The 24,945-nt window shown below is 65.5% G+C and carries 26 protein-coding genes; 12 read left to right on the forward strand and 14 right to left on the reverse strand.

Annotated features, from left to right (window positions below):
• Window positions 1-102: 102 nt before the first annotated feature.
• Window positions 103-1,476 carry a DNA repair protein RadA gene (radA, locus tag ACZYZ4_RS08870; RefSeq protein WP_058930359.1) on the forward strand — a complete coding sequence of 458 codons (1,374 nt, stop codon included), beginning with the start codon at window positions 103-105 and terminating at the stop codon, window positions 1,474-1,476.
• A gap of 25 nt (window positions 1,477-1,501) precedes the next feature.
• Here radA and ACZYZ4_RS08875 read toward each other — a convergent pair whose 3' ends face one another.
• The gene (locus tag ACZYZ4_RS08875; protein ID WP_463860024.1) at window positions 1,502-2,731 is read right to left on the reverse strand and encodes a beta-ketoacyl-[acyl-carrier-protein] synthase family protein; all 1,230 of its coding nucleotides are present in this window, start codon (window positions 2,729-2,731) and stop codon (window positions 1,502-1,504) included.
• A gap of 6 nt (window positions 2,732-2,737) precedes the next feature.
• Window positions 2,738-4,351: a peptide chain release factor 3 gene (locus ACZYZ4_RS08880; protein WP_463860026.1), complete on the reverse strand. Its 1,614-nt coding sequence runs from the start codon at window positions 4,349-4,351 to the stop codon at window positions 2,738-2,740.
• 119 nt (window positions 4,352-4,470) lie between these two features.
• Here ACZYZ4_RS08880 and ACZYZ4_RS08885 point away from each other — a divergent pair, with 119 nt between their 5' ends.
• Complete coding sequence (locus ACZYZ4_RS08885; RefSeq protein ID WP_463860028.1) at window positions 4,471-4,668, forward strand: hypothetical protein; 198 nt, start codon at window positions 4,471-4,473, stop codon at window positions 4,666-4,668.
• Window positions 4,669-4,900: 232 nt separating this feature from the next.
• Entirely contained in the window at window positions 4,901-5,977 is a 1,077-nt protein-coding gene (disA, locus tag ACZYZ4_RS08890; protein WP_463860030.1) for a DNA integrity scanning diadenylate cyclase DisA, read from the forward strand.
• 130 nt (window positions 5,978-6,107) lie between these two features.
• On the opposite strand, the gene ACZYZ4_RS08895 is transcribed toward disA, so the two are convergent.
• A complete protein-coding gene (locus ACZYZ4_RS08895; protein WP_463860032.1) occupies window positions 6,108-6,791 on the reverse strand; it encodes a hypothetical protein in 684 nt (227 codons plus the stop codon).
• Between the two features lie 154 nt (window positions 6,792-6,945).
• Between ACZYZ4_RS08895 and ACZYZ4_RS08900 the strand changes: the two genes are divergently transcribed.
• The 5 genes from ACZYZ4_RS08900 (at window position 6,946) to ACZYZ4_RS08920 (ending at window position 9,814) form a co-directional block, all read left to right on the forward strand.
• Window positions 6,946-7,920 (forward strand): HhH-GPD family protein, encoded by a 975-nt coding sequence (locus tag ACZYZ4_RS08900; RefSeq protein ID WP_463860242.1) that lies wholly within the window; start codon window positions 6,946-6,948, stop codon window positions 7,918-7,920.
• Between the two features lie 64 nt (window positions 7,921-7,984).
• Complete coding sequence (locus tag ACZYZ4_RS08905) at window positions 7,985-8,416, forward strand: DUF3592 domain-containing protein (protein ID WP_463860034.1); 432 nt, start codon at window positions 7,985-7,987, stop codon at window positions 8,414-8,416.
• A 3-nt stretch (window positions 8,417-8,419) separates the two neighbouring features.
• Window positions 8,420-8,851 carry a DUF3592 domain-containing protein gene (locus ACZYZ4_RS08910; protein WP_463860035.1) on the forward strand — a complete coding sequence of 144 codons (432 nt, stop codon included), beginning with the start codon at window positions 8,420-8,422 and terminating at the stop codon, window positions 8,849-8,851.
• Window positions 8,852-8,887: 36 nt separating this feature from the next.
• On the forward strand, window positions 8,888-9,379 hold the full coding sequence (locus tag ACZYZ4_RS08915) for a hypothetical protein (RefSeq protein WP_463860037.1): 492 nt from the start codon (window positions 8,888-8,890) through the stop codon (window positions 9,377-9,379).
• Window positions 9,380-9,520: 141 nt separating this feature from the next.
• Window positions 9,521-9,814, forward strand: a complete 294-nt coding sequence (locus ACZYZ4_RS08920) for a DUF3040 domain-containing protein (protein ID WP_463860038.1) — start codon at window positions 9,521-9,523, stop codon at window positions 9,812-9,814.
• A 52-nt stretch (window positions 9,815-9,866) separates the two neighbouring features.
• Here the strand turns inward: ACZYZ4_RS08920 and dhaM are convergent, their stop codons facing one another.
• The 5 genes from dhaM to ACZYZ4_RS08945 form a co-directional block, all read right to left on the reverse strand.
• Window positions 9,867-10,574, reverse strand: coding sequence for a dihydroxyacetone kinase phosphoryl donor subunit DhaM (dhaM, locus tag ACZYZ4_RS08925; RefSeq protein WP_463860043.1), 708 nt, complete (start codon window positions 10,572-10,574; stop codon window positions 9,867-9,869).
• Window positions 10,571-11,203 carry a dihydroxyacetone kinase subunit DhaL gene (gene dhaL / locus ACZYZ4_RS08930; RefSeq protein WP_463860045.1) on the reverse strand — a complete coding sequence of 211 codons (633 nt, stop codon included), beginning with the start codon at window positions 11,201-11,203 and terminating at the stop codon, window positions 10,571-10,573. Before dhaL ends, dhaM begins: the two co-directional genes overlap by 4 nt.
• 2 nt (window positions 11,204-11,205) lie before the next feature.
• Window positions 11,206-12,207, reverse strand: a complete 1,002-nt coding sequence (gene dhaK, locus ACZYZ4_RS08935) for a dihydroxyacetone kinase subunit DhaK (RefSeq protein ID WP_463860047.1) — start codon at window positions 12,205-12,207, stop codon at window positions 11,206-11,208.
• 243 nt (window positions 12,208-12,450) lie between these two features.
• Window positions 12,451-12,966, reverse strand: a complete 516-nt coding sequence (locus tag ACZYZ4_RS08940; RefSeq protein ID WP_463860049.1) for an amino-acid N-acetyltransferase — start codon at window positions 12,964-12,966, stop codon at window positions 12,451-12,453.
• Window positions 12,967-13,106: 140 nt separating this feature from the next.
• Complete coding sequence (locus ACZYZ4_RS08945) at window positions 13,107-15,599, reverse strand: ATP-dependent Clp protease ATP-binding subunit (RefSeq protein ID WP_463860051.1); 2,493 nt, start codon at window positions 15,597-15,599, stop codon at window positions 13,107-13,109.
• A gap of 153 nt (window positions 15,600-15,752) precedes the next feature.
• Here ACZYZ4_RS08945 and ACZYZ4_RS08950 point away from each other — a divergent pair, with 153 nt between their 5' ends.
• Complete coding sequence (locus tag ACZYZ4_RS08950) at window positions 15,753-16,232, forward strand: anthrone oxygenase family protein (protein WP_463860053.1); 480 nt, start codon at window positions 15,753-15,755, stop codon at window positions 16,230-16,232.
• An 8-nt stretch (window positions 16,233-16,240) separates the two neighbouring features.
• On the opposite strand, the gene ACZYZ4_RS08955 is transcribed toward ACZYZ4_RS08950, so the two are convergent.
• The 4 genes from ACZYZ4_RS08955 to lysS all read right to left on the reverse strand — a co-directional run bounded on the left by ACZYZ4_RS08955 (window position 16,241) and on the right by lysS (window position 19,692).
• Complete coding sequence (locus ACZYZ4_RS08955; RefSeq protein ID WP_463860055.1) at window positions 16,241-17,185, reverse strand: PxKF domain-containing protein; 945 nt, start codon at window positions 17,183-17,185, stop codon at window positions 16,241-16,243.
• A 317-nt stretch (window positions 17,186-17,502) separates the two neighbouring features.
• A complete protein-coding gene (locus tag ACZYZ4_RS08960) occupies window positions 17,503-17,832 on the reverse strand; it encodes a histone-like nucleoid-structuring protein Lsr2 (RefSeq protein ID WP_463860057.1) in 330 nt (109 codons plus the stop codon).
• Window positions 17,833-17,977: 145 nt separating this feature from the next.
• Window positions 17,978-18,157, reverse strand: a complete 180-nt coding sequence (locus ACZYZ4_RS08965) for a hypothetical protein (protein ID WP_463860059.1) — start codon at window positions 18,155-18,157, stop codon at window positions 17,978-17,980.
• Window positions 18,158-18,159: 2 nt separating this feature from the next.
• Window positions 18,160-19,692 (reverse strand): lysine--tRNA ligase, encoded by a 1,533-nt coding sequence (gene lysS / locus ACZYZ4_RS08970; protein ID WP_463860061.1) that lies wholly within the window; start codon window positions 19,690-19,692, stop codon window positions 18,160-18,162.
• Window positions 19,693-19,759: 67 nt separating this feature from the next.
• On the opposite strand from lysS, the gene ACZYZ4_RS08975 reads away from it, so the two are divergent.
• Genes ACZYZ4_RS08975 through ACZYZ4_RS08985 form a run of 3 tightly spaced genes read left to right on the forward strand, consistent with a single transcriptional unit; the run spans window position 19,760 to window position 22,411 of the window.
• Window positions 19,760-20,644 (forward strand): alpha/beta fold hydrolase, encoded by an 885-nt coding sequence (locus ACZYZ4_RS08975; RefSeq protein WP_463860063.1) that lies wholly within the window; start codon window positions 19,760-19,762, stop codon window positions 20,642-20,644.
• 38 nt (window positions 20,645-20,682) lie between these two features.
• Complete coding sequence (locus tag ACZYZ4_RS08980) at window positions 20,683-21,546, forward strand: alpha/beta fold hydrolase (RefSeq protein WP_463860065.1); 864 nt, start codon at window positions 20,683-20,685, stop codon at window positions 21,544-21,546.
• Window positions 21,547-21,580: 34 nt separating this feature from the next.
• Entirely contained in the window at window positions 21,581-22,411 is an 831-nt protein-coding gene (locus tag ACZYZ4_RS08985) for an alpha/beta fold hydrolase (RefSeq protein ID WP_463860067.1), read from the forward strand.
• Between the two features lie 99 nt (window positions 22,412-22,510).
• On the opposite strand, the gene ACZYZ4_RS08990 is transcribed toward ACZYZ4_RS08985, so the two are convergent.
• Window positions 22,511-23,995: a DHA2 family efflux MFS transporter permease subunit gene (locus ACZYZ4_RS08990; RefSeq protein ID WP_463860069.1), complete on the reverse strand. Its 1,485-nt coding sequence runs from the start codon at window positions 23,993-23,995 to the stop codon at window positions 22,511-22,513.
• Between the two features lie 195 nt (window positions 23,996-24,190).
• Entirely contained in the window at window positions 24,191-24,820 is a 630-nt protein-coding gene (locus tag ACZYZ4_RS08995; protein ID WP_463860071.1) for a TetR/AcrR family transcriptional regulator, read from the reverse strand.
• Between the last annotated feature and the right edge of the window lie 125 nt (window positions 24,821-24,945).

The raw sequence follows: 24,945 nt of genomic DNA on the forward strand, positions 1-24,945 counted from the left end.
TGAGCTGGCGCCCCGCCCGCAGGGTTCCCTGACCGAGCCTGCGGGGTTAGGGCGCGGCTGGGGAGAAACCAGATGTCGGTGGCCGCCAGTAGGGTGGAACTCATGGCAACAAAGACTTCCCGGGCGTCCAAAGCGCCCGCTTACAAGTGCGCCGAATGCGGCTGGACCACGGTCAAGTGGGTGGGACGCTGCGGCGAGTGCCAGGCGTGGGGCACGGTTGAGGAAACCGGCGCCGCTGTAGCGCGTACGACGGCGGCAACCACAGTTCTGGAGCCGGCCCGCCGGATTGCCGAGGTGGATGCCACCACGGCAGCTTTCCTGCCTACCGGCGTGGACGAGCTGGACCGCGTGCTGGGCGGTGGCCTGGTCCCTGGTGCGGTCATCTTGCTGGCCGGGGAGCCTGGAGTGGGCAAGTCAACGCTGCTGCTGGACGTCGCGGCCAAGTTCGCCCGGACCGCGCAGGACGTCCTGTATGTCACGGGCGAGGAGTCCGCCGCGCAGGTGAAGCTGCGCGCCGAACGGATCGACGCCGTCGCCGATTCCCTGTACCTGTCAGCGGAAACGGACCTGGGGCAGGCACTGGGGCAGGTGGAGAAAATCGAGCCGCGGCTGCTGATCGTGGACTCGGTCCAGACCCTCAGCAGCGCGGACGTGGACGGCAGCGCCGGCGGTGTCTCGCAGGTGCGTGAGGTTGCGGCGTCCATCATCGCGGCGGCCAAGCGCCGGAACATGACCACTTTGTTGGTGGGGCACGTGACGAAGGACGGGTCCATCGCGGGGCCGCGGCTGCTCGAACACCTGGTGGATGTGGTGTGCCAGTTCGAAGGCGAGCGACATTCCCGGCTCCGGATGCTGCGCGCGGTAAAGAACCGGTACGGGCCCACGGACGACGTCGGCTGTTTTGACTTGAATGAAAACGGAATCGAAGGGCTCACGGACCCCAGCGGACTGTTCGTCAGCCGCACCAAGGAGCCGGTCTCCGGCACCTGCATCACGGTGACCATGGAAGGGCGGCGGCCGTTGCTGGCCGAGGTGCAGTCGCTGCTGGCCGAAAGCGCCAACTCGCAGCCCCGCCGGGCCACCAGTGGACTGGACAGTTCACGGGTGTCCATGCTCCTGGCGGTCCTGCAGCAGCGTGCCGGCTGCCTGCTGCACAAGGATGATTCCTACGTGGCCACGGTGGGCGGCGTGAAGCTCAGCGAACCGGCCACTGACCTCGCTGTTGCTTTGGCCGTCGCGTCCGCGAAGGCCCGCAAACCCCTGCCCATCCGGCTGATCGCGTTCGGCGAGGTGGGCCTGGCGGGCGAGGTCCGGCCGGTGCCCGGCATCAACCAACGCATCCAGGAAGCCCACCGGCTGGGGTTCACCCACGCCGTGGTCCCGGCCAGCCACAACGGACCCGGACCTGTGCCAGCAGGCTTCTCGGTCCGGGAAGTGGAGCACCTCACGGAAGCGTTGAGCCTGCTGATCGGGTAGGACCCGTTGGCCGGCCAGGGCGGTGTCAGCTCGCCGTGATCACCAGGGCAACGCTGTGTCCGCCGAAGCCAAAAGCGTTCACCAGGCCGGCGGGGGCGGAGCCGGGCGCCAGCGTGTGGGCCGTCTCCGTCACGACGTTCAGGTTCACTTCGGGGTCCAGCGCCTCGACGTTCGCCGTCCCTGGGAGCTGCCCGGTCTGCAAGGCCTGGACCACCACGACGGCAGCGAGCGCACCGGCGCCTCCCAGCAGGTGGCCGGTGTGGCCTTTGGTGGAGGTCACGGGCACGTCGGCACCGAAAATAGCGTTGATGGCTTGGGCTTCCAGCCGGTCCCCTACCGGGGTGGAGGTGGCGTGGGCGTGAACGAAGCCGATCTCCGATGCCTGCATTCCGGCCGAGGCCAGGGCCTTCTGCATGACCCGCCGCTGCATGGCCGGGTCCGCGGCCACGATGTCGTTGGCGTCGGACGTTACCGCCCCGCCGGCCACTGCGCCGAGGACGGCGGCGCCGCGGGCCCGGGCGTGGGCCTCACTCTCAAGCACCACAATGCCGGCGCCTTCCGCGAGGACAAAGCCGTCGCGGCCGCCATCGAACGGTCGCGAGGCGCGCTGAGGTTCGCCGTTGCGTGTGGAGAGTGCCCGGATCTGGGAGAAACCGGTGATCACCAGGTCGTTAACGGAAGCGTCCACGCCGCCCGCAATCACGACGTCGGCCGCTCCGGAGCGGATCATTTCGGCACCCTGGACAATTGCTTCCGCGCCGGATGCGCACGCGCTGACCGGGGTCCGGGCGCCGCCGCGGGCGCCAAGGTCAATGGAGACCCAGGCCGAGGGGCCGTTGACCATAAGCCGGGTGAGGGTGTGCGGCGAGACCCGGCGCGGGCCGCCGCTGGCGAGCGCACGGTCCTGTTCGAGGGTAGAACTGAGGCCACCGTAGGCGGAGCCGATCACCACGGCGAACCGTTCGGGGTCGACGTCGGGCGCCCCTGCCTGCTTCCAGGCTTCGCGAGCAGCCACCAGCGCCAGCTGCCCGCACCGGTCCATCCGCTTCAGCTCGCGCGTGGTGAGGTGCTCCGAAAGATCGGCTGTGACCTGTCCGGCCATGCGCACGGGCAGCTGCTCCGCCCAGTCCTCATCCAGCGCGGCGATGCCGGACTGTCCCGCCAGCAGGCCGGCCCAGGTCTCCGCCACGGAGGAGCCGAGCGGGTTGATGGTGCCGGCGCCGGTGATCAGCGCGCGGGGTTGGTCTGCAGACATTGGACGCTACTTTGCGGGGTTGTGGGTGCCGATGGGCACGAGGGTCAGATCGGGGTGGTTCTTCTCGATCCGGCGCAGGGCCCAGACGTCGTTGAACAAGGCGAGGTATTCGCCGTCGGACCTCAACAGCACCTCAGCGCCGGGCACGTTGGCCAGTGTGGGCATGGCGTCCGCCGTCGAAATCCTGGCGATGGAGTACGGCAGGCGCTCCAGCCGCATGGGGGCGCTGAAGTCATGCGCCATGCGGTCCTCCACCACTTCGAACTGCATGGGGCCGACGGCGGCAAGCACCGGCGCCTGATCGCCGCGGACGTCAGAGCGGAGCACCTGGATGACGCCCTCGTGCTCGAGCTGCTCGATGCCGCGGCGGAACTGCTTGAACTTGCTGGGGTCCTTGGACCGGGCCACCTGGAAGTGTTCAGGGGCGAACAGCGGGATGGCCGGGTACTCCACCGCGCCATCGAGGAAGAGGCTGTCGCCGACGCGCAGCGTGGAGGCGTTCACCAGGCCCACGACGTCGCCGGGGTAGGCCTCGTCGATGACCTCGCGTTCGCGGCCGAAGACCTGCTGGGCGTACTTGGTGGCGAAGGACTTTCCAGTGCGGGTCTGGGTGACCACCATGCCTCGTTCAAAAACTCCGGAGCAGACGCGGATGAAGGCGACGTGGTCTCGGTGAGCCTTGTTCATGCCGGCCTGGACCTTGAAGACAAAGCCGGAGAAGGACGATTCAACCGGGCGCGGGCTGCCCTCAACGTCCGGCCGGGGTGCGGCGTGGGGCGCGAAGTCAACCAGGGCGTCCAGCAGTTCCTTCACGCCGAAGTTCAGGGCGGCGGAGCTGAACAGGATGGGGGTGGCGGTGCCCGCATGGAAGGCATCGACGTCGAATTCGAGATTGGACTCGATGACCAGGCCGGCCTCGTCCACGGCGTCGGTCCAGTTGCTGCCCTGCGTTTCCGCGGCCTCTTCGGGCGTGAAGTACTCGGTCAGCGCGATGTTGGCGCCTGAATTGTTGCGCTGGAAGCGGGCGAAGCGGTCCTGGCGGAGGTCCCAGACGCCGCGGAAGTCACCGGAGATGCCCACGGCCCAGGTCAGCGGCATGGGCCGCAGGCCGGTGCGCTCGGTGAGCTCGTCCATCAGCGCCAGCGCGTCCAGTCCGGGCCGGTCCCACTTATTGATGACGGTGATGATGGGCAGGTTGCGCTGTTTGCAGACCTCGAACAGCTTCATGGTCTGCGTTTCCAGGCCCTTGGCGGCGTCCACGAGCATCACTGCGCAGTCGACGGCGGCCAGGACGCGGTAGGTGTCCTCGGAGAAGTCCGCGTGGCCGGGGGTGTCCAGCAGGTTGATGACGGTGTCCCGGTAGGAGAACTGCAGCGCCGCGGAGCTGATGGAGATGCCGCGGTCCTTCTCCATCTGCATCCAGTCCGAGACCGTTTCCTTGCGGTTGGCCTTGCCGCTGGAGGCGCCGGCGGTGCCGATCACCTTCGCGTGCAGTGCCAGGGCTTCGGTGAGGGTGGACTTGCCGGCGTCGGGGTGCGAAATGACAGCAAAGGTCCGACGCCGGGCCGCCTGTTTGTGAATCTCGTTGACCCGGGCGGGGCTAAGGACATCTTGGGACACGGTGCTACTTTCGCTGCGATGGGGTTACCCCAAGGCGCTCGGCAGGCCTCAAGGGGAAGCATGGCTCTGTGACAGCCAAGTTCCAAGTTTATCGCAGGGGCGGGCTTTAGGCTGAGGGCGTGAATAACACCAAGAGAGCAACGCTCATATGGTCGCTGGGGGCAGTTATTTTCTCTCTCATCGGCGTATCCACGGCGCTCGGCTCCAACGGAGTCTGGTACCTCATCGTTTCGGCCGTCGTTCTTCTTCTCGCCGGTATCGCTTTCGCCTCCAGGGAGACTCTCTCCCTCCGGGCCGCCAACGGTTCAGACGCTTAGTCAGCCTCGGGGAACGGTGCGAAACGCCTCCCCGACAGCCGCCGTCGAACGCGTTCCCGAGGCACTTCGCGGCACCCCCTAACGAGGCACTTTGGGGCTTGTCCGTGCGGTTGTTGCCGCTTCTTACCTCTATTATTGAGCTTGCGGGAAACTGAGTACTTTTGATCCTGCCGGCGGAGTGTAAAACCGGCGTACCTGCGGGCGGCAGTCTGCACCTTTGAAGGGAACACCTATGGCTCGGAGCCCCGAAGAATCGCTCAAGGCGACTCTGGGCAGAGTGGCTCCAGGCACGCCGTTGCGCGATGGGCTGGAACGCATCCTCCGGGGGCGGACCGGTGCGCTGATCGTACTGGGCTCGGACCGGACCATCGATTCCATCTGCTCCGGCGGCTTCGACATCGGCATCGACTTCTCCCCCACGAGGCTCCGCGAACTGGCCAAGATGGACGGCGCCATCATCTGCGACAAGGACGCCGGCAACATTCTCCGTGCCGCGGTCCAGCTGCTCCCGGACTCAAGCATCGAAACGCAGGAATCCGGCACCCGCCACCGCACGGCGGAGCGCGTGGCCATCCAAACCGGCGTGCCTGTCATTTCCGTCAGCCAGTCCATGCAGATCATCGCGTTGTACGTGAACGGGCTCAGGCACGTGCTGGAGGGATCCGAAAAGGTCCTGGCCCGCGCCAACCAGGCCCTCGCCACGCTGGAACGGTACCGTTCACGGCTGGACCAGGTGACCAGTTCCCTGTCCGCCCTGGAGATCGAGGCCATGGTGACCGTCCGCGACGTCGCCGTGACGCTGCAGCGCCAGGAAATGGTGCGCCGGATCTCCGAGGAAATCTCGCAGTATGTCTTGGAACTTGGCGAGGACGGCCGGCTGCTGTCCCTCCAGCTCGATGAGCTCACGGTGGGCCGCGGCCCGGGCAGCGATGTCATCATCCGCGACTACGCCGGACCGGACGCGTCCGCCGAGGACATCGAACAGGCCGTCAGCGCGCTGGTGAATCTCGGCCCCACGGAGCTGATCGACCTGGGCAAGATCTCCGGGATCGTCGGTTTTGCCGGCGGCGAGGCCAACCTCGACGCAGTGGTTCAGCCGCGCGGTTACCGGCTGCTGTCCGGCCTCAAGGCAGTCCCCAAGGCTGTTGCCGACCGCCTCGTGGACCACTTCGGCGGCCTGCAGTTCCTGATGGCGGCCACCATTGACGACCTCATGACCGTCGACGGCATCGGCGACCAGCGCGCCCGCACCGTCCGCGAAGGCCTGAGCCGGATGGCCGAAGCCAGCCTGCTGGACCGCTTCCTCTAAATTCCCCATCGATTGTCCCCACCGGTCCCCTCGCCTCGCAAGCTCGGCCAGGGAACCCTGCCGGCGTGGGCCCACCACAGCCCTTAGGGCTCAAAAGGGCCGGTGCGGAGCATTCGATGAGGGAAAAGTATCAGCTGAGCTGGAACACGGCCTTGGGGCTGGCCCTCGAGCCGAGCTTGGCCGTGAAAATGTAGTACGCCCCGCCTGCACCTGGCTTGGCTTCGACGGGGCCGCAGCCTTCCAGCGTGCGGTTACGGGCCCACGGGAAGTTCGCCGTCTCGCTGGCGCCCGGGGCGATCGTCTTCACGAGGTCTTCGCTTTTGGCCTGGCAGTCCTTGGACGAGAAGATCCTGTCCGCGCCGCTGGTCACCAGGAACTCCATCTGGGACGTCCCGATGTTCACCTCGCACGGCATGGTTCCGCCATTGGTCACCTTCAGGGTGAGCAGCGGGTTCTCATCGGGGCCGTAGGCGGCTTTGTCGGTCGAAGCGGACACCGTCACCAGGTTTTGGTTGCAGGACGGCGTGGGCGTGGGAGTGGGTTCGCTGCCCGCAGCTTCTGACGGCGAGGCGCCGGGGGCGGGGGCGGATTCGGTGGCGCCGTCAGTGGAAGATGCCGACTCGGTACCGCTGAAGGCACCGGCCACCGCAAAGCCACCGAACGTGAGCGCCACCGCCATCAGAAGGGCTGTTCCCACAAAAAGCCGACGGCGGCGGTAGACGGCTGCGCTCGCCGGCCGGATAGCGCCGGAACCGCCCCGGGAACCGGATGAGGATGCCGTCTTGCGCGGTGATGAATTGCCTTGCCTGCCCATCCTTCTAGGCTAGAGAACCCACCGGATTCTGCCCTCCCACCACGCCGGTCCCCCGGCCAACGCTAAGGTCACAGTTTGTCCGCGGGAATCCTCGCGTGGGCTCCCGGGAATCCACTACAGTGTTGGGATCGACGCTATGACCCTTTCCCCAGCCATGCCCGCGGACGGCTCGTCCGGCACAGATGAACTCCGCCCCGACCAGCTCGCCGCGCTGCACCGCAAGATCACCGGCTGGTTCGCGGAGACGGCGAGGGACCTGCCCTGGCGCGAACCCCGCTGCTCACCGTGGGGAGTCCTAGTCAGCGAGATCATGCTGCAGCAGACCCCCGTGGTGCGGGTCCTGCCTGTCTGGCGGGAATGGCTCGAGCGCTGGCCCACCCCCGCCGGGCTCGCCGGCGAGCCTGCAGGGGAAGCCGTCCGCTCCTGGGGCAGGCTCGGCTACCCCCGCCGGGCACTCCGCCTGCACGCGGCCGCCGCCGCCATCGTCCGCGACCACGGCGGCAAGGTCCCCGGCAACTACACGGAACTGCTGGCCCTGCCCGGCGTGGGCAGCTACACGGCCGCGGCCGTTGCCGCCTTTGCCTTCGGACGCCGGGAGACCGTGGTGGACACCAACATCCGGCGTGTGCACGCGCGCCTGATTTCCGGCGTCGCGCTCCCCTCACCATCGCTGAACGCTGCGGAGATGCGGCTCGCGGCGGAACTGCTGCCGGACGACGTCGGGACCGCCGTGCGCTGGAACGCTGCGGTTATGGAACTGGGGGCGCTGGTCTGCACGGCGCGTGCGCCCAAGTGCGCGGACTGCCCGGTGCGGGACGCCTGTGCGTGGCTGGCAGCTGGCGAGCCGCCGCCGTCGTACGTTCCCAAAGGACAGGCGTGGCACGGCACTGACCGGCAGGTACGGGGTGCCGTGATGGCTGTTCTGCGGCTTGCGGACGCCCCGGTGCCGGCGGAGATGTTCCGGCGGGAGCCTGCTGACCTGGGCTTCGCGGCGGACGGAATCGGCGTACCCCTGGCCGCACTGCACCAACTGAACTCCGCGCCGGAACAGCTCGAACGTGCGATTGCCGGCCTTCTCGCCGACGGGCTGGCCGAACTGCACCAGGGCGGTTACCGGCTGCCCGCCTGAGGCGTCTTTAGGGTGGCCCGCGCCTGGATGGCATACTTTCTGGTGACTCGAACCGGGGGAAATCATGAGAATCGTGCTGTACATCATCTGGGCGCTGTTTGTTGCGGGTGTCATTTTTGCGCTGGTCCGATCACTGCGGAAAACCAAGCAGCAGGAAAAACTGATCGCCAGCTGGCCAAAGGTGCAGGCGACCGTCACTGGAAGCGTCGCGGGCTGGACACATGGCGGAGGCGGCTCGACGCGGAGCAGGCGCTTCTATCCCACCTACCAGTTCGCCGACTCCAACGGGACCCTGTATGCGGGCGAATCCGAGGTCTCGTACGCCAACCAGCAGGCACCTGGATCGCTCCTGCCGGTGGCCTACAACCCGGCGAATCCCAACCAGTCGTTCCAGGTGGCGTCCGAATCAAAAATGGTGATCGGGTGCCTGATGCCGGTCTTCGCATTTTTCGCCCTGCTGCTGTTCTGGGTCGCCGGCGCCTTCCCGCTGGGCTGACCCGTGGACTTCCTGAAACTGCTGTTCATCGTGCTGCCCGGGCTTTTCCTTGCCGCGGGCCTCATCCTGATGGGGCTGTCCCTGGCCGCGTCCTTCCGCCGGAAACGTTCCATGGCGGGGTGGCAGGAGGCTTCGGCCACCGTCACGGGAAACCTGCATGGCACGGACGGACCCGCGAGCAACGGCTGGAACCGGTTTGCGCCGTCGTATGAATTCGCGGACGCCGGGGGCAAGCACTGGCTGGGGCAGTCCGATATCTACAGCCAGGACCAGGCGATCATCGGCACCCGCATCCCCGTGCTCTACAACCCGGCCAACCCCGCCGAATCCACGCTGCCGGTCTTCGTTGTTGCCAAGGGCCGGCTGGCGACGGGTCTCATTATGGTGACCTTCGGGGCAGCAGCCATAACAATGTTTGCATCACTTTCCTGGTAGCAATGCAGGCTTCCGGCTCCGGATTTACGCTGAAGTATGGGCAAGCCCGGAGTACTTCTGGCACTGATGACGACGGTGGTACTCACCTCCGGCTGCTACTACTACCCCGGCCCGGCGCCGTGCCCGATGATTGCCCAGGCCTCAGTGGTCTCGGTGACGGTGGCGCGGGAGTACGTGGCACAGGTGGGATCGTTACGCCTGAAGGCGTGCCAGGACGGCGTCTGCAAGGAAGCCGCCGTCGAGCTGTCTCCCGGAACGGCATCCATTGACCAGGGCTGCACCCCGGACGGGGTCTGCTCTGCCACGGCTTCCCCGGACGGGACCATGATCGGGATGCTGATGCTGGAGTCCCTCACCGAGGCCCCGATGGCGCTGACCGCCACGGGTATTACTCCTGGCGGATCGGCCCTGCCTGTGCGCACACTGGATTTCCGGCCCCGCGGCGCCTACCCCTACGGGGAGCAGTGCGGGAGGTTCGTTACGGCGTCGGTGATTCTGGACGCCGGCGGCTTGCGACAAGCCGCGTAACTATTGGCGGCCCTCGCTGGGCGGCTACTTGGCCCCGCCAGACCACCCCTTGACTTCCGCTCAGGACACTCCTACGGTCTGTATTATTAGCATCGGCAACGTTGGATTTACAACAGGTTTTGCCACCGGGAAGGGGTTTCGATGCCACTTTCAGATCGGGAGCGGAAACAGCTCGAGGAGCTGGAATCGGGCCTGGCGGCAGACGATCCGAGGCTCGCCGAGGAACTCTCGTCCGGCTCCGTGGGCATGAGGTTTGGGCGGCGTACCTACTTCGGTGCCATCGCATGCCTGATTGGGCTGGTGTTGCTCATTGTCGGGGTCAGCACGCAGATCATCGTGATCGGCGTGGGCGGCTTCCTCCTGATGGGAGGCGGCACATACCTGCTCGTGGACAAGCGCTCCTTCAATCTGGGCCGTAGCCGCCAGGTCAAATAGCCTGCCGATCAGGCCGGAGCCTCTTCCAACCACTCCCACATCAGTCCGCGCCCTACGGCTCGCCGAAGCCCGCCTGCACCAGGCCGCCGACGTAGTTCAAGGCACGCTCGGCGTCGGGCCCCCAAGCCTCGATGTGGAGCACGGATCCCTTGCCAGCCGCCAGGGTCATCAGGGATGTCATGGAGGCACCATCCACGCCGTTGACCGTGACTTCGGCGTTGAGGGACGCCAGACCGCCCGCGATCTTGGCGGCCGGACGGGCGTGGATGCCGGCCTCATTCACCAGTTCGAAGTCGCCGGTGAAGTCCGGCCCCGGACCGGTGACGGACCCTTCGGTGACGGTACTTGCGGCGAGCACCGGCGAAACAGCCGCCACCTCCGGCCCCAATCCGTAGACCGCTTCGGCGGCACGTTTGACGGCTTTTACATCGGCGCCCCCCTGTGCGGCCACGGCGGCAGCCACGAGGCCTTCCACCAGGGGCGCGTCCGCCAGGAGCACACCGGCCGGCTCCTCCACGAGTTCCAGAGCCGACTCCGCCGTCATCACGGCAGATCCCAGGTCTGTCAGGACCACCACTCCATCGCCGCCGACCGCCTGGTCCAGGGCAGACATGACTTTCTCCAGGCTCGTTCCGATCCGGCCGTCGGCGGTGCCCCCGGCGGCGAGGATTACGACGTCGGGCGCCATCTGGGCGGCAAGCTCCACGGCGCCGTCGGCAATTTTTTCGCTATGTGACACCACCACCAGGCGTACTGTCACGCTGCGGCCCCCACGGCGGCCCGGAGAATGAGGGCACTGGAGGCGGCGCCTGGATCGCGGTGGCCCGCGCTCCGCTCCCCCAGGTAACTGGCGCGGCCTTTGCGGGCCACCAGCGGGTCGGTGGCCACGGCGCCGGCCTCAGCCGCCTCTGCTGCAGCGACCAGCACGCCAAGGACGGTGCCCGCACCGTCCGCCGCGGCGGCCTGCGCTGCCTCAGCGGCGGGGGTCCAGGCATCAACCATGGTCTTGTCGCCGGACTCGGCCTTACCCCGGGCCACGATCCCGTCGCGGGCAGCCACGATCGCATCGGCAAGTTGAGGCGGATCAATCTCTACCACGTCGCCCAAAGCGGTGGAGGCGCGCAGGAACGCGGTTCCATACAAGGGTCCCGCGGCGCCGCCCACCTTGGACATCAGTGTCATGGCAGTCAGCTTCAGCGCCGCGCCGGGGGTCTCCGGCCGCGCTTCGGCCAGTTTCTCCAGCACGGCCTGGAAGCCGCGGTCCATGTTCTCGCCGTGGTCAGAATCCCCGATGGCACGGTCCAGTTCGATGAGCCATACCCGGTTTTCCGCCATGGCCTGGGCGCAGAGCGTCAGCCACCTGACGGCCCATGTCACGTCCAGCACCACGGTTACACGCCCCAGCGCAGGGCTGCGGTGTGCACCGGAGCGTCCCACAGCTGTGTAAGTTCATCGTCGAGCCGGAGCACTGAGATGGAGCAGCCCTGCATTTCCAGGGCGGTGATGTAGTTCCCCACCAGCGAGCGTTCGACGGCGGCCCCACGTTCTGCGATCACCTGGGCAGCGCGGCGGTAGACGATATAGAGCTCGCTCAGGGGGGTGCCGCCCATGCCGTTGACGAACAGGAGGACTTTCTCGCCGCCGGTGATGCCCAGGTCGCTGAGGACCGGGTCCAGCAGGCGGTCGGTGATGCCGTCCGCGTTCTCCATCGGGATTTTGTGCCGGCCGGGCTCGCCGTGGATGCCGATGCCGATCTCGATTTCATCATCCGCCAGATCGAAACTGGGCGTTCCCGCATGCGGTACCGTGCACGCGGACAGCGCGACCCCCATGGTGCGGACGTTGCTGTTGACGCGGTCACCGATCGCGGCCACGGCATCGAGGTTGTCACCCCGTTCAGCCGCGGCGCCGGCCATTTTCTCCACCAGAACAGTGCCACCCACTCCACGGCGGCCTGCGGTGTACAGGGAGTCCTCCACCGCGACGTCATCATTCACCAGGACCGTTCGGATGTCCACGCCTTCGGCCTGCGCCAGTTCCGCTGCGGTCTCAAAGTTCAGGACGTCGCCGGTGTAGTTCTTAACGATATGGACGACGCCGGCGCCCGAGTTAACGGCGAGCGTCGCCGGAAGGATCTGGTCCGGTGTCGGCGAGGTGAACACCGCCCCCGGCACCGCGGCGTCGAGCATTCCCAGTCCGACAAAACCGGCGTGGAGCGGCTCGTGGCCGCTGCCCCCGCCGGAAACGAGTCCGACCTTCCCTGCCACTGGCGCGTCTTTGCGCGTGACGTACTTCGGATCGGCAGTGACGGTCACGAGTCCCGCGTGGGCCAGACCGAATCCCTCGACGGATTCGTCAACCACGGAGCGGGGATCATTGATGAGCTTTTTCATGGCGGAACTCCTGGGGTGTAGGTGCTTCCTGGAGGATGCACTTTGACCCTACTACCGCCGCATGAAGTCCGGTAGCCTGCGACGATTCGGGTGGGAGCGGTAAGGGACAGCCCCCAATGACTGCCCCTTACGGCAGGCCCCACACTGCAACCCTGTCAGTTTATCCATCAACTCGACATAAAGCTATTTATGTCACAGGGTGACTTCTGGCCGCGGCTGCCTGGGCAGGATGATTAGGGGTGTCTAGAGGGTCTTGATCATGCGGGTATTACCGAGGGTGTTGGGCTTTACCCGCGCCAGGTCCAGGAACTCGGCAACCCCTTCGTCATGGGAGCGCAGCAGCTCGGAGTAGACCACCGGGTCCACCGCCGTCTGGTCGGCCATGACCTCGAAGCCATGGCGCTTGAAAAAATCCACCTCGAACGTGAGGCAGAAGACCCGCGCCACGCCCAGTTCACGGGCCTCTTCCAGCAGGCTTTCCACGAGAACGTGCCCTACCCCCTTGCCGCGCCACGCGTCCGATGCGGCCAGCGTGCGGACTTCAGCGAGGTCCTCCCACATAACGTGCAGGGCGCCGCAGCCGATGACTTCGCCGGCGTCGGCTTCTGCGATCCGGAACTCCTGGAGGCTCTCGTAATAGGCAACCGTTTCTTTCGCCATCAGGATCCGCTGCTCAGCCAACGGCGCCACAAGGCCTTTGATGGCGGCCACGTCACTGGTACGTGCAGAACGGATATGGAAAGAGTCTGAGTCGGTCACACCATAATCCTACGGTGGCGGCCGGCTGGCTTGGGGCGCTCCCGTACCGGCGCCATTTGCCGCTTGCTGCTCGCCAAAGCAGCAAAGGCCCCGCCTGCTCCTGAAGGGAGCCGACGGGGCCTTTGGCTAGCGCAACGAGCTTAGGCGCTCGGAGCGATCTCCGGGATGCGCGGCTTCGTGTTGCCCGCGAACGTGAACTTGGCTTCGTCTCCGTCGCCGTCCACATCCACTACAACGATGTCGCCGGCGTGGATCTCGCCGAAGAGGATCTTCTCTGAGAGCTGGTCCTCGATTTCGCGCTGGATGGTGCGGCGCAGCGGCCGGGCACCCATGGCGGGATCGTAGCCGCGGGTAGCCAGGAGCACCTTGGCCGCGGTGGTGAGCTCGATGCCCATGTCCTTGTCCTTGAGGCGCTTCTCCAGCCGGCCAACGAACATGTCCACGATCTCGATGATCTCGTCCTGGGTCAGCTGCGGGAAGACCACAACGTCGTCAACACGGTTCAGGAACTCGGGGCGGAAGTGCTGCTTGAGCTCCTCAGTCACACGGGCCCGCATCCGGTTGTAGCCGGTCTGCGTGTCCGTGCCGGACTGGAAGCCGGTGGCAACACTCTTGGAGATGTCCCGGGTGCCGAGGTTGGTGGTCATGATGATCACGGTGTTTTTGAAGTCCACCACGCGGCCCTGGGAGTCGGTCAGGCGGCCGTCTTCCAGGATCTGCAGGAGGGAGTTGAAGAGGTCAGCGTGGGCCTTCTCGACTTCATCGAACAGGACCACGGAGAACGGGCGGCGGCGGACCTTTTCGGTGAGCTGCCCGCCTTCCTCGTAGCCGACGTAGCCCGGAGGTGCACCGAAGAGCCGTGAGACCGTGTGCTTTTCGGAGTACTCGGACATGTCCAGCGTGATGAGGGCGTCCTCGTCACCGAACAGGAACTCGGCCAGGGCCTTGGCGAGTTCGGTCTTGCCGACGCCGGTGGGGCCGGCGAAGATGAAGGAGCCGCCGGGACGCTTGGGGTCCTTCAGGCCTGCACGGGTGCGGCGGATAGCCTGCGACAGGGACCTGATGGCCTCGTTCTGGCCCACCACGCGCTTGTGCAGTTCGTCTTCCATCTTCAGTAGCCGCGAGGACTCTTCCTCGGTCAGCTTGAACACCGGGATGCCAGTGGAGTTGGCCAATACCTCGGCGATGAGATCCTCATCCACCTCGGAAATGTCATCCATGCCGCCGGACTTCCAGTGGCGTTCCTTCTCGGACCGCTCAGTGATGAGCTTCTGCTCCTTGTCGCGGAGCGAAGCGGCGCCTTCGAAGTCCTGGGCGTCGATGGCGGATTCCTTCTCCATCTTGAGCTTGGCGATCCGCTCATCCATGGCCTTCAGCTCCGGCGGGGCGGTCATCCGGCGGATGCGCAGCCGGGCACCGGCCTCGTCGATCAGGTCGATGGCCTTGTCCGGCAGGAAGCGGTCCGAGATGTAGCGTTCGGAAAGGTTCGCCGCCGAGGCGAGAGCGCCGTCGGTGATGGTGACGCGGTGGTGTGCCTCGTAGCGGTCACGCAGGCCCTTGAGGATCTCGATCGCATGCGCGACGGAGGGCTCCTTGACCTGGATCGGCTGGAAGCGGCGCTCGAGCGCGGCATCCTTCTCGATGTGCTTGCGGTACTCATCCAGGGTGGTGGCACCGATGGTCTGCAGTTCGCCGCGGGCCAGCATGGGCTTCAGGATGGACGCAGCATCGATGGCGCCTTCAGCAGCGCCGGCACCCACAAGCGTGTGGATCTCGTCGATGAAGAGGATGATGTCGCCGCGGGTGCGGATTTCCTTGAGGACCTTCTTCAGGCGCTCTTCGAAGTCACCGCGGTACCGGGAGCCGGCCACCAATGAACCGAGGTCCAGGGTGTACAGCTGCTTGTCCTTAATGGTTTCCGGGACGTCGCCGCGGACAATCGCCTGGGCGAGGCCTTCGACGACGGCGGTCTTACCGACGCCGGGCTCACCGATCAGGACAGGGTTGTTCTTGGTGCGGCGCGAAAGGACCTGCATCACGCGTTCCATTTCGGATTCGCGTCCGATCACCGGGTCCAGCTTGTTCTCGCGCGCAGCCTGGGTGAGGTTTCGGCCGAACTGGTCCAGAACCACGGAGCCGGCGGGAGTGCCTTCGGGCTGGCCGGGGCCGACGCCGGCGCCGGTGGTTTCCTTGCCCTGGTAGCCGGAGAGGAGCTGGATGACCTGCTGGCGGACCCGGTTGAGGTCTGCGCCCAGCTTGACCAGCACCTGGGCGGCAACGCCTTCACCCTCACGGATGAGGCCCAGCAGGATGTGCTCCGTGCCGATGTAGTTGTGGCCCAGCTGCAGGGCTTCGCGCAGCGAGAGTTCCAGCACTTTCTTTGCGCGTGGGGTGAAGGGGATGTGGCCGGACGGGGCCTGCTGGCCCTGGCCGATGATCTCCTGTACCTGCTCGCGCACGCCGTCGAGCGAAATGCTCAAGGACTCAAGTGCTTTGGCGGCAACGCCCTCACCTTCATGGATCAGACCCAAGAGGATGTGTTCGGTACCAATGTAATTGTGGTTCAGCATGCGTGCCTCTTCTTGGGCAAGCACAACTACGCGACGGGCACGGTCCGTAAATCGCTCAAACATTTCGCCACACTCCTAGCTACGACGTACTTTGATGCTACGTGGCAGACCCTCTCTTGGGGAGCGTGTTCGCCACAGGGGAAACATGACGTGTTCAACCTCCCGTCACCCTGCCCCGCTTAGATCAATGCAAGGACCTCAAGCAAGGAGAACGTCATGGAAGTCATCACCCTGCTCATGACCGCCGCGACCGTAGCCCTCGCCGGGATCGGAGGGCTCTACTACTCCTTTGCCTGTTCGGTGATGCCGGGGCTGCGTGCCACCGATGACGCGACATTTGTCAGTGCCATGTCCCACATCAACGCCGCAATCCAGAATCCGGTGTTCGCGCTGAGCTTCGGCGGCGCCTTCCTGTCCCTTGCCGGCACGGTGGCCTATTCGTGGGCGAACGGCCGGGACAGCGCACTGCCTGCCTCTGTCGCCCTGGCCTGCTATACGGCCACACTGGTCATCACTTTCGGAGTGAACATCCCCTTGAATAATGGCCTCGGCCGGGCGGCCGCGTCCGGAGACGCTGCGGCAACCAGGGCATCGTTCGAACGCCGGTGGACGCGGTGGAACATCCACCGCACGTGGCTGTCCCTGGCCGCGCTGGTAGCGCTCAGCGCCGCCTGGGCCGCCTTGGGTCAGCCGTGAGGCTTGCCCTATCCGGGGCGGCCTATTTCCGGAAGTCGAACAGCGCCGTCTGCGTTGTCCCGTCGTTCAATCAGAGTGAATTGCCGGCACGTTCCTGCCCAGGCTTTGTGGGGTTTCCACATGTACGTGTCGGTATCGGAGCCGGCTGCGTAGCTCAGTGAACTGCTTCCCGCGGCGACGGTCTGTTCGATGTCGTCCAGTGCCGTGCCGCCCGGGCAAGCAATAGCAGACGACGACGGCGCTCCCGCCGCCAAAATGTCCTGCCCCCTATTCCCTTCGAGTCCGAACTTGAGAGGCACTGCGGCGCCTGCCTTCAAGGAGTTCAGGACGCCGCCGTTATCCACCGGCTGCAGGAATCCACGGAATGGCCACTTCGGCTGGCCGACGGCGAAGGGTGAGAAGTACGTGGTCCGTCCGCACACCTTCCCGGGGCTGCTGGTCGTGGTGATGCCCACCCATGCCGGGGCCACGTAGTGGTAGAGGTGCTGCCGGGCCGACTGCTCCGCTGTCATGCCGGCCGTGTCGAAGGTGATGCAGACTTCCGCTCCGAGGTTCTCATCGAAACCCGCCGTGGTTGCAATGTCGTAGTACAGCAGCGGGTCCGTGAGCGAGGAGAATCCGCCGTCGGGGTAGGCATCTCCGGAGTCGAGCCGGGTAACAGTGGCGGCGCCCCCTGTCCCGACCCATGGGAACGTCAAGGTGACATCGGCCCTTCCGGCGGTGTCCACGGGCGCCACTGCGACGTTCGGTCCAGCGATGATTAGGCTCGGATCCACCGGCCCCACGGCATTGCTCTCCATTGCCGCGTAGGGGCAGCCGACGCCGGCGATGTCCAGGTGCGCGGTCACGGACTTCCCACCGGCGTCCAGCGGCACCACAAACGTGGGGCCGAAGGCGCTGACTTCAACTATGTATGGGTCCGCGTGGGCCGGAGCACCGAGCGGTGCCGCCATTAACAAGAGGACTGCCGCCAGGACTGCCGTAAATCGCTGAGACCCGCTAATTCCAGACATTCCCGTCTCCCGACACTCAGAGATTCGAGCGGGCTAATTCGAGCGGGCGTCCCAGACCGAAGGCTCAAACCGAATCACCGGCTCATCGCAGGGAAATTGCACGACGATTAGCCCAACGACACGCCCGGAGCCCCTTAGTCAGGAAGGGTTTTGCGCATACGCAAGTCCGTCTTTGCGCATTCACAATTGGCAGCAAAAAACCCTGCCCCCACCCGAAGGTGAAGACAGGGCCTAATACGCAGACGGAGAGGCGTGGGTCAGGAATTTGCCTTTTGGTAGGCTGCCTGGATTTCCGCCTGAATTCGGCCGCGGCTGTTAACCGTGTAGCCGTTATCCCGTGCCCATTGGCGGATCTGAGCGGAGTCGTTGGCGCGGGCGCCTGCAACCGCTTTGGTTCGGGTGGCTCTGCCGGCCGAGGTCTTGCGCCCGGCGGCAACGAAGCGCTCCAAGGCAGAACGGAACTCGGCCGCATTGGCCGAGGACAGATCGATTTCGTAGCTGACCCCATCGAGGCCAAAACGGACGTTCTCGTCCGCAGATCCCCCATCCAGATCATCGACGAGGATGATGTTTACTTTCTGTGCCATTAAATATGTCTTCCTCTTGGAAAGGTTCGGTTGTCAGAAAATGAGGATGCTCCTGCAAAAAGTATGAGCCCTTTTATGGCAACGCGTCAAAGCGTCGAATCGTTCCTGTGGAAATCCACAGGAACCCGCAGAAAGTTCTTTCGATCTATTTGTCCGATTCCGGGTTCTGTCCGTTCAGTGGCTCGGCGGACCGCGCTTCCGCCTCGGCCTGGGCCTGGGCTTCGGCCTTACGCTCGGACTTATCGGCATTGAAGATGGATTTCATGGCGAACCAAAAAAGCAGGCCAACTACCAGTGAGGGTAAGAGTACGGCTACATATTCCATTGTCAGTGGCCTTCGGGCTTCAGAAGTGGGAAAAGGATCGTCTCGCGGATGCCGGCGCCGGTGAACAACATCACCAGCCGGTCAATACCCAGGCCGATGCCACCCATGGGCGGTGCGCCGTATTCGAGGGCCCGCAGGAAGTCCTCGTCCAACTGCATGGCCTCGTCATCGCCCGCGGCCGCGTGCCGGGACTGCTCGGTCAGCCGCTCGCGCTGGATGACGGGGTCAATCAGCTCGGAGAAGGCCGTGCCGCGTTCCATGCCCCCGATGATGAGGTCCCAGGCCTCGATCAGCCGGCCATCCTCCCGGTGCGGGCGGGCCAATGGCTGGGCAGACGGCGGGTAGTCGTACACAAAGGTGGGGTTCAACAGCGTGGGTTCCACAATTTCACCGAACAGCTCCACTGCCACTTTCTCGGCGTCCCACTTCGGGTCCACCTTAACCTCGTGCTTTTGTGCGATTTCGCGCAACACCTCCAGCGACGTGTCAGGCGTGACTTCCTGGCCAACGGCGTCGGACAGTCCCGGGTAGACGGAAACCCAGGCCCAGTCGCCATCGAGGTTGATCTCCCCGGCTTCGGTCTGGAGGGTGCGGCCGACACCCACGGCGTCAGCGGCGTCCAGGATGATCTCCTTGATGCGCTCGGCCATGACGAACTGGTCCGCCCAGGCTTCGTAGCACTCAAGGGTGGTGAATTCGGGGCTGTGGGTGGAGTCCACGCCCTCGTTGCGGAAAACGCGGCCCATGTCGTAGACGCGGTCGATCCCGCCCACCACGGCACGCTTGAGGTAGAGCTCCGTGGCAATGCGAAGGGTCATTTTCTGGTCGAACGCGTTCATGTGCGTCTCGAACGGGCGGGCCAGGGCGCCGCCGTGGACCAGCTGCAGGATCGGAGTTTCCACCTCTACATAGCTGTGGCGGTGCAGGCTCTCGCGGACGGAGCGGGTAATCGCGGCGCGGGTGTAGACCATTTCCCGGGCTTCGTCGCGCACCATCAGGTCCACGTAGCGCTGGCGGACACGCGTTTCCTCGTTCAGTTCCGCGTGCAGCACCGGCAGTGGGCGGAGGGCCTTGGAAGCCATGGACCAAGACTCTGCCATGACGGACAGCTCGCCGCGGCGGGAGGAAATCACTTCGCCCTTAATGAACACGTGGTCGCCGAGGTCCGCCAGAGCCTTCCAGTCCGCGAGCGCTTCCTCGCCCACGTTGGCAAGGCTGATCATCGCCTGGAGCCGGGTGCCCTTGCCGTCAATGCCGCCTTCCTGCAGCGTGGCGAAGCAGAGCTTGCCGGTGTTGCGCACAAAAACCACGCGGCCGGTGACGCCCACAACGTCGCCGGTGGTGTCGTCAGCCTCAAGGTGCGCGTACTTTTCGCGGATCTCCGTGAGGGAATGCGTGCGTTCCACTCCCACCGGATATGCCTCGGTACCGCGTTCGATCAGCTTGGCGCGCTTGTCCATGCGGATGCGCATCTGTTCGCTGGCGTCGAGCGGCTCTGGGGCATTTTTGGGGGTGGGGGTGTTTTGGGAAGTCACAATCCCCAAGTTTACCGGGAGTTCGCGCCACCGGCTCCCGGCGGACGCCCAGGCATAGACTCGGGCTGTGGAGACGTGGAAAGTTGAAGCGGAGGACGGCGGGCGCCTGGACGTGCACTCGTTCCGCATCCCCGCGGGACTGGACCCGACGACGGCGGGACCTCCCGGCGTCGTACTCATTCACGGCACTTTGGTCACCGATGCCCTCTACCGGCCTTTTGCCCGGAAGCTCAGCGTCCTGCTGGGCCGGCCGGTGCACTGCTACAACCGGCGCGGCCGAGCGGGGTCAGCCCCGCAGCCCGCGGACTACTCGGTAACGACTGAGGTCAACGACCTTGCCGCCGTCATGCGCGCGACCGGCTCCACGGACGTGGTGGCCCACAGCTACGGCGGCTTCGTGGCGCTGCATGCGGCCCGGACCCTGCCCGTGGGCCGGCTGGTCACCTATGACGCAGCGGTGTCGCTGTCCGGAAACCTGAGCCACCGCTGGCGGCCGGAGCTTGAGGATGCCGTCACCGGGGGCCAGCTCAACCACGCCTGGGCGCACCTGGTCCAGGGCCTGTCCACGGCCGGCCCGCTGTCCTACCTGCCGCTCGGCGCGCTGCGGATGCTGAGCATCCTCTCCGCCAGGACCAACCTGGGCGCGGAGATGCGCCAGCTGCTGCCCACGGCCGTCACCGAAATGCGTGCCGTCCTCGACGCCGACGCCGAACTGGACAATTTCACCGCACTCACCACCCCCATCCTGATGCTCAGCGGCAGCTGGAGTCCGGCGTACTTTGCCGAGACAGGCCGCCAACTGGCGGCCGCCGTGCCATCCATCGACTTCCAGTTGGTTCCCGGTCAGCTGCATGAAGGTCCCATCCGTCCCGGCAAAGGACTGGCCGTGCGGATTGCCCGGTTCATCAACGGCAGCGACGGCCAGGTCCGGAAGCTGGGGCGGCGCCGGTAGGGCGCCTTACCGGTAGGGCGCTTCGCCGCGAGCCTAGGATGGGGAGCGTGAAAGAACAGGAAGTCCCCACCCACGACGGCGGCAGGCTGGCCTTGTACAGCTACGGAACCGAGGATGCGCCGGGAGAGCGCCGCGTGGTGGTCATCGGCGGGGCATTCCTCACCGCCCTGATCTACCGGCCGTTCTCGATGGCGTTGGCCGACGGATTGGGCGATGGGTGGGCAGTGGACGTCTATGACCGGCGCGGGAGGGGTAATTCCACCGAGCAGCCAGCCGACTATTCCATGGCCACTGAGATCGCCGATGTCCGCACGGTCATAGATGCTACGGGCGCCCGTAACGTCCTGGGACACAGCTTGGGCGGGTCCGTGGCGCTGAACGCCGTCCAGGAGTTCGCGGGCACCTCCTACGAACCGGACAAGCTGGCGGTCTACGATGCCGCGGTCAACATCGACGGCAGCATCGACATGTCGTGGCTGGACGATTTCGAAGCAGCAGTCAGTGCGGGCAAGGTGGGGCATGCCATGGCCAAGATGAAAAAGGGCATGCAGCCGGGCACTGCGCTGTCAAAGGTCCCAGAGCCGGTGCTTGCAGGGCTGATGGCTGTGGTGTCGCGCACCAAAGTGAACAGGATGTTCAAGGAGCTGATGCCCACCGGCGTCGGTGAACTGCGAGCCGCGTACGACGAAGCCGAACATGTCAGGAACTTCGCCGTCCTGTCCGCCAACACGCACTTTATGGTGGGCGGCAAGAGCCCGAGCTACTACAAGGTCACGGCCCAGCGCCTTCATGCTGCCGTCCCGGGGAGCACGTTCGAGCTCTCCCCCAAGGGCTTCCACGGCTCCATCCCGGCCGCTGTGAAGGAACTTGTCACCGACATCGCGGAATACTTCAAAGGCTAAGGCATTCGGCAGGTTGCTCGGCTAGGCTCGGATCATGACGAGCGAGAACATCAAGACCCCCGACGGCGGCACGCTGGAGCTGTTCTCCATGGGTGCCGAACTGGCGTCCGCCGGCTCCGGCGTGGTTGTGGTGCCGGCCTCCATGGTGACCGCGGCCGACTACACAAAGTTCGCCCAAAAACTCAGCGCCGCGTTGGGCCGCCCCGTCCACACGTTCAACCGCCGCGGGCGGGGTTCATCGTCGCCGCAGGCCGAGGATTACACCCTGGACGCGGACATCCGGGACCTGGACGCCGTTATGAAACACACGTCCAGCACCGATGTCTTTGGCCACAGCTTCGGCGGCGCGGTGGCCCTGCACGCTGCCCGGACCCTTCCGGTGGAGCGGCTGGCTGTGTACGACCCCGCCGTGTCCGTGAACCACAGCGTAAAGGCCGACTGGACTGCTGAATACGAACGCGCCACGGCCGCCGGGGACGACGACCGCGCCCTGGCCGTGCTCACCAAGGGCCTGGAGACCGGCGCCTTCTCACGGATGCCGCTGTCCATGCTCACCATCGCCAACAAGCTCACCGCCGGCACCCATGTGGGCAAGCAGATGCGCGAACTGATGCGCACCGGCGTCCGGGAAATCAAGGCGATCATCGCCGCGGACATGCCGGCCGAGCCGTTCCTGGAACTGCCCCTGGAAACACTGATCATTGTGGGAGAGAAGAGCCCCGCGTACTTCGGTGTTGCCTGCGGCCAGATCCACGATGTCCTGTCCGGCTCCAGCTACACCATCCTGCAGGGGGCCGGCCACGACGGCGTCCTCCGCGCACCGGACAAGCTCATCACCGAGCTGAGCGATTTCTTCGCCGGCTAGCGCAACGGCGGTTCCCGGTGGTTGAGCTTGTCGAAACCTGACCTCGATCCCCAACTACCCGCCCCTTGAAGCGCGAACTGGTGGCGGCGGAGGTGTCCGCTAGTGGGCTCCGTGGCCGGGGGCGGCGCCTTCTGTTTTGCGCATCATCGCGGAAAGTACGACGGCGGCGAGGGCTATGACCGTTGCCGTCAGGAAGGCGGCGCTCATGCCGGCGACCAGGCCGGACGCGGCCGAGACCACGGCGAAGATGGACACCAGCAGCGCCGTGCCGGCGGCACCGGCCACCTGCTGGGCGGTGCTCATGATCGCCGAGCCGTGCGAGTAGAGATGCGGCGGCAGCGGGTTCAGACCGGTGGTAAATGCCGGCGTGAACAGCAGCGCCAGGCCGAAACTGAGCCCCACGTGGAGGGTGACGATCCACCAGACCGGAGTGCCGGCGTCGAGCATTGAGAACTGCCACAATGCCAGCACCATGAGCACGGAGCCCGTGACGGTGAGCGGCAACGGCCCCACCTTGTCGAACAGGCGGCCGATGAACGGGCCCAGCAGGCCCATCGCCAGACCACCGGGCAGCAGTGCGAGCCCGGTCTCCAGCGAACCCAGGCCGCGGATTTCCTGCAGGTAAAGCGGCAGCAGGATCACGCCGCCGAAGAGCGCCATCATGGCCACCACCATCAGCAGCACGGAGACGGTGAACATCCTGAAGTGGAAAGCGCGGAGGTCCAGCAGCGGGGCTTCAGCCTTCTGCAGTCGGAGCTGACGAAGCACAAAGACCGTCAGGCTGGCCACGCCGATGACCAGCGCGGCGATGGCCCCGGCGCTCGGACCGCTTTGGCCGCTTTGTCCCCCGCCGATTTGGCTGAGGCCGTACACGAGGCCGCCGAAGGCAGGAACTGTAAGAAGTACGGAGAGGAAGTCGAGCTTGGTCTTCTCGGTTTCTCCCACGTTCGTCAGGTACTTGGTGCCGATAGCCAGGGCGGCCAGTGCGACCGGCAGGACAAAGACGAACATAAAGCGCCAGGTGAAGTGCTCCAGGATCAGCCCGGAGACAGTCGGCCCCATGGCCGGCGCCACGGAGATGGCGATACTGACGTTGCCCATGACGGCGCCGCGCTTGGCCAGCGGCACAAGGGTGAGGATGGTGGTCATCAGCAACGGAAGCATAATGGCTGTGCCGCCGGCCTGGATGATGCGGGCCAGGAGCAGGATCTCAAAACCGGGCGCCGCTGCCGCCAGGGCGGTGCCGCCGGCGAACAGTCCCATGGCCAGCATAAAGACGGCTCGCGTGGACAGGCTTTGGAGGATGAACCCGGTGGTGGGAATGACCACGGCCATGGTGAGCATAAACCCGGTGGACAGCCACTGCACGGTGGGCGCGTCCACGCCGAGGTCAACCATCAGCCGCTGCAGGGCAACGTTCATGATGGTCTCGTTAAGGATCACCACAAATGTTGCCACGAGCAGCGTGGTGATGATGGTCACCGATTCCCGAGACATCTTCTCCGGCGCGGAGGACTTCGCCGGCGCCGCGTTCCCGGAGGGACCGGACGGGCCGGAGGCGTTCGAAGAGACTTCTGTAGACATGTGCGTTCCCTCAGGGAGTAAGAATGAAGTAAAGCGCGAGCATCGTCGCTGCAGATGCAAACACTCTACCGTCTGGAGTAATTCCGGAGCGCGGATTTATTCTTCGGCACGGGCATTGTGGCCCCCGGCGTAGGCTGTGTGGAGTGAACCCCCAGAGGGTTTTTCGTGGTGCTGAAGTGACCGTTCGCGCCGGGATCAGCTGCGGTGGTGCGCGATCAGCCAGCCGGCCATCTGCTGGGCCCGCTTCGCCGCCATGGCGTCCCCCTCGGTGGCTGAGACGATTGACCCCTTCATGAGGATGTGCCAGGACCGGGCGAAATCCTCCGGGCGGTCCAACCCAGCCTGCTCCGCTAGGGCCTGCACATGGCCCCTGATTCTGGCCAGGTAATCGATGCTGGCCTGGCCCAGCGGATGTGCGGGTCCCATTTCAAGCAGGATGTTGATAAAGGAGCAGGCTTCGAAGTCGTCGCGCAGGAACCAGTCGCCGAAGACGTCGAAGATGGCCAGCAGTTGTTCAGTGGGGGTGGTGCCGCGCAATTTGGCCTGGCCAACGATGGAATCAACTGTCCACAACTGGTCCCGCTGCTCCAGGAACGCCAGGACCAGCGCGTTCTTGGACGGGAAGTGGCGGTAAAACGTTGCCTTGGCCACGCCGGAGCGCTCGATCAGTTCGTTGACACCAACGTCCCGCACACCGCGGCGGGAAAACAGTTCGTAAGCCACCGCCAGGATTCGGCCCCGGGAATCGGCCGGGACAACTGCCTCGGCGGGCAAATCCGCGGGAACCGGCGTGAGTTCTGCCGTGTGGTCTGTATCGAAAATCATTGTAGGAATACTTTACCCCGAGGGGCAGACAGACCAGTCTTACTCGCGGTAGTGTTTTCCGGACGCAGTGCGTTGACTCCGATGGAATCCCCTCCAGGGTCCTGTCGGCTTGGTGCAAGGAGGCC

Source organism: Pseudarthrobacter adonitolis (assembly GCF_055412845.1).

Coding starts and splice junctions, on each gene's coding strand:
- ACZYZ4_RS08900 (WP_463860242.1), top strand. CDS start 6,946: ATGCCCGCGGACGGCTCGTCCGGCACAGATGAACTCCGCCCCGACCAG.
- ACZYZ4_RS08990 (WP_463860069.1), bottom strand. CDS start 23,995: ATGTCTACAGAAGTCTCTTCGAACGCCTCCGGCCCGTCCGGTCCCTCC.
- ACZYZ4_RS08980 (WP_463860065.1), top strand. CDS start 20,683: ATGGGGAGCGTGAAAGAACAGGAAGTCCCCACCCACGACGGCGGCAGG.
- ACZYZ4_RS08950 (WP_463860053.1), top strand. CDS start 15,753: ATGGAAGTCATCACCCTGCTCATGACCGCCGCGACCGTAGCCCTCGCC.
- ACZYZ4_RS08995 (WP_463860071.1), bottom strand. CDS start 24,820: ATGATTTTCGATACAGACCACACGGCAGAACTCACGCCGGTTCCCGCG.
- ACZYZ4_RS08965 (WP_463860059.1), bottom strand. CDS start 18,157: ATGGAATATGTAGCCGTACTCTTACCCTCACTGGTAGTTGGCCTGCTT.
- ACZYZ4_RS08960 (WP_463860057.1), bottom strand. CDS start 17,832: ATGGCACAGAAAGTAAACATCATCCTCGTCGATGATCTGGATGGGGGA.
- radA (WP_058930359.1), top strand. CDS start 103: ATGGCAACAAAGACTTCCCGGGCGTCCAAAGCGCCCGCTTACAAGTGC.
- ACZYZ4_RS08905 (WP_463860034.1), top strand. CDS start 7,985: ATGAGAATCGTGCTGTACATCATCTGGGCGCTGTTTGTTGCGGGTGTC.
- disA (WP_463860030.1), top strand. CDS start 4,901: ATGGCTCGGAGCCCCGAAGAATCGCTCAAGGCGACTCTGGGCAGAGTG.
- ACZYZ4_RS08915 (WP_463860037.1), top strand. CDS start 8,888: ATGGGCAAGCCCGGAGTACTTCTGGCACTGATGACGACGGTGGTACTC.
- ACZYZ4_RS08920 (WP_463860038.1), top strand. CDS start 9,521: ATGCCACTTTCAGATCGGGAGCGGAAACAGCTCGAGGAGCTGGAATCG.
- ACZYZ4_RS08875 (WP_463860024.1), bottom strand. CDS start 2,731: ATGTCTGCAGACCAACCCCGCGCGCTGATCACCGGCGCCGGCACCATC.
- ACZYZ4_RS08945 (WP_463860051.1), bottom strand. CDS start 15,599: ATGTTTGAGCGATTTACGGACCGTGCCCGTCGCGTAGTTGTGCTTGCC.
- dhaK (WP_463860047.1), bottom strand. CDS start 12,207: ATGAAAAAGCTCATCAATGATCCCCGCTCCGTGGTTGACGAATCCGTC.
- ACZYZ4_RS08895 (WP_463860032.1), bottom strand. CDS start 6,791: ATGGGCAGGCAAGGCAATTCATCACCGCGCAAGACGGCATCCTCATCC.
- ACZYZ4_RS08955 (WP_463860055.1), bottom strand. CDS start 17,185: ATGGCGGCACCGCTCGGTGCTCCGGCCCACGCGGACCCATACATAGTT.
- ACZYZ4_RS08985 (WP_463860067.1), top strand. CDS start 21,581: ATGACGAGCGAGAACATCAAGACCCCCGACGGCGGCACGCTGGAGCTG.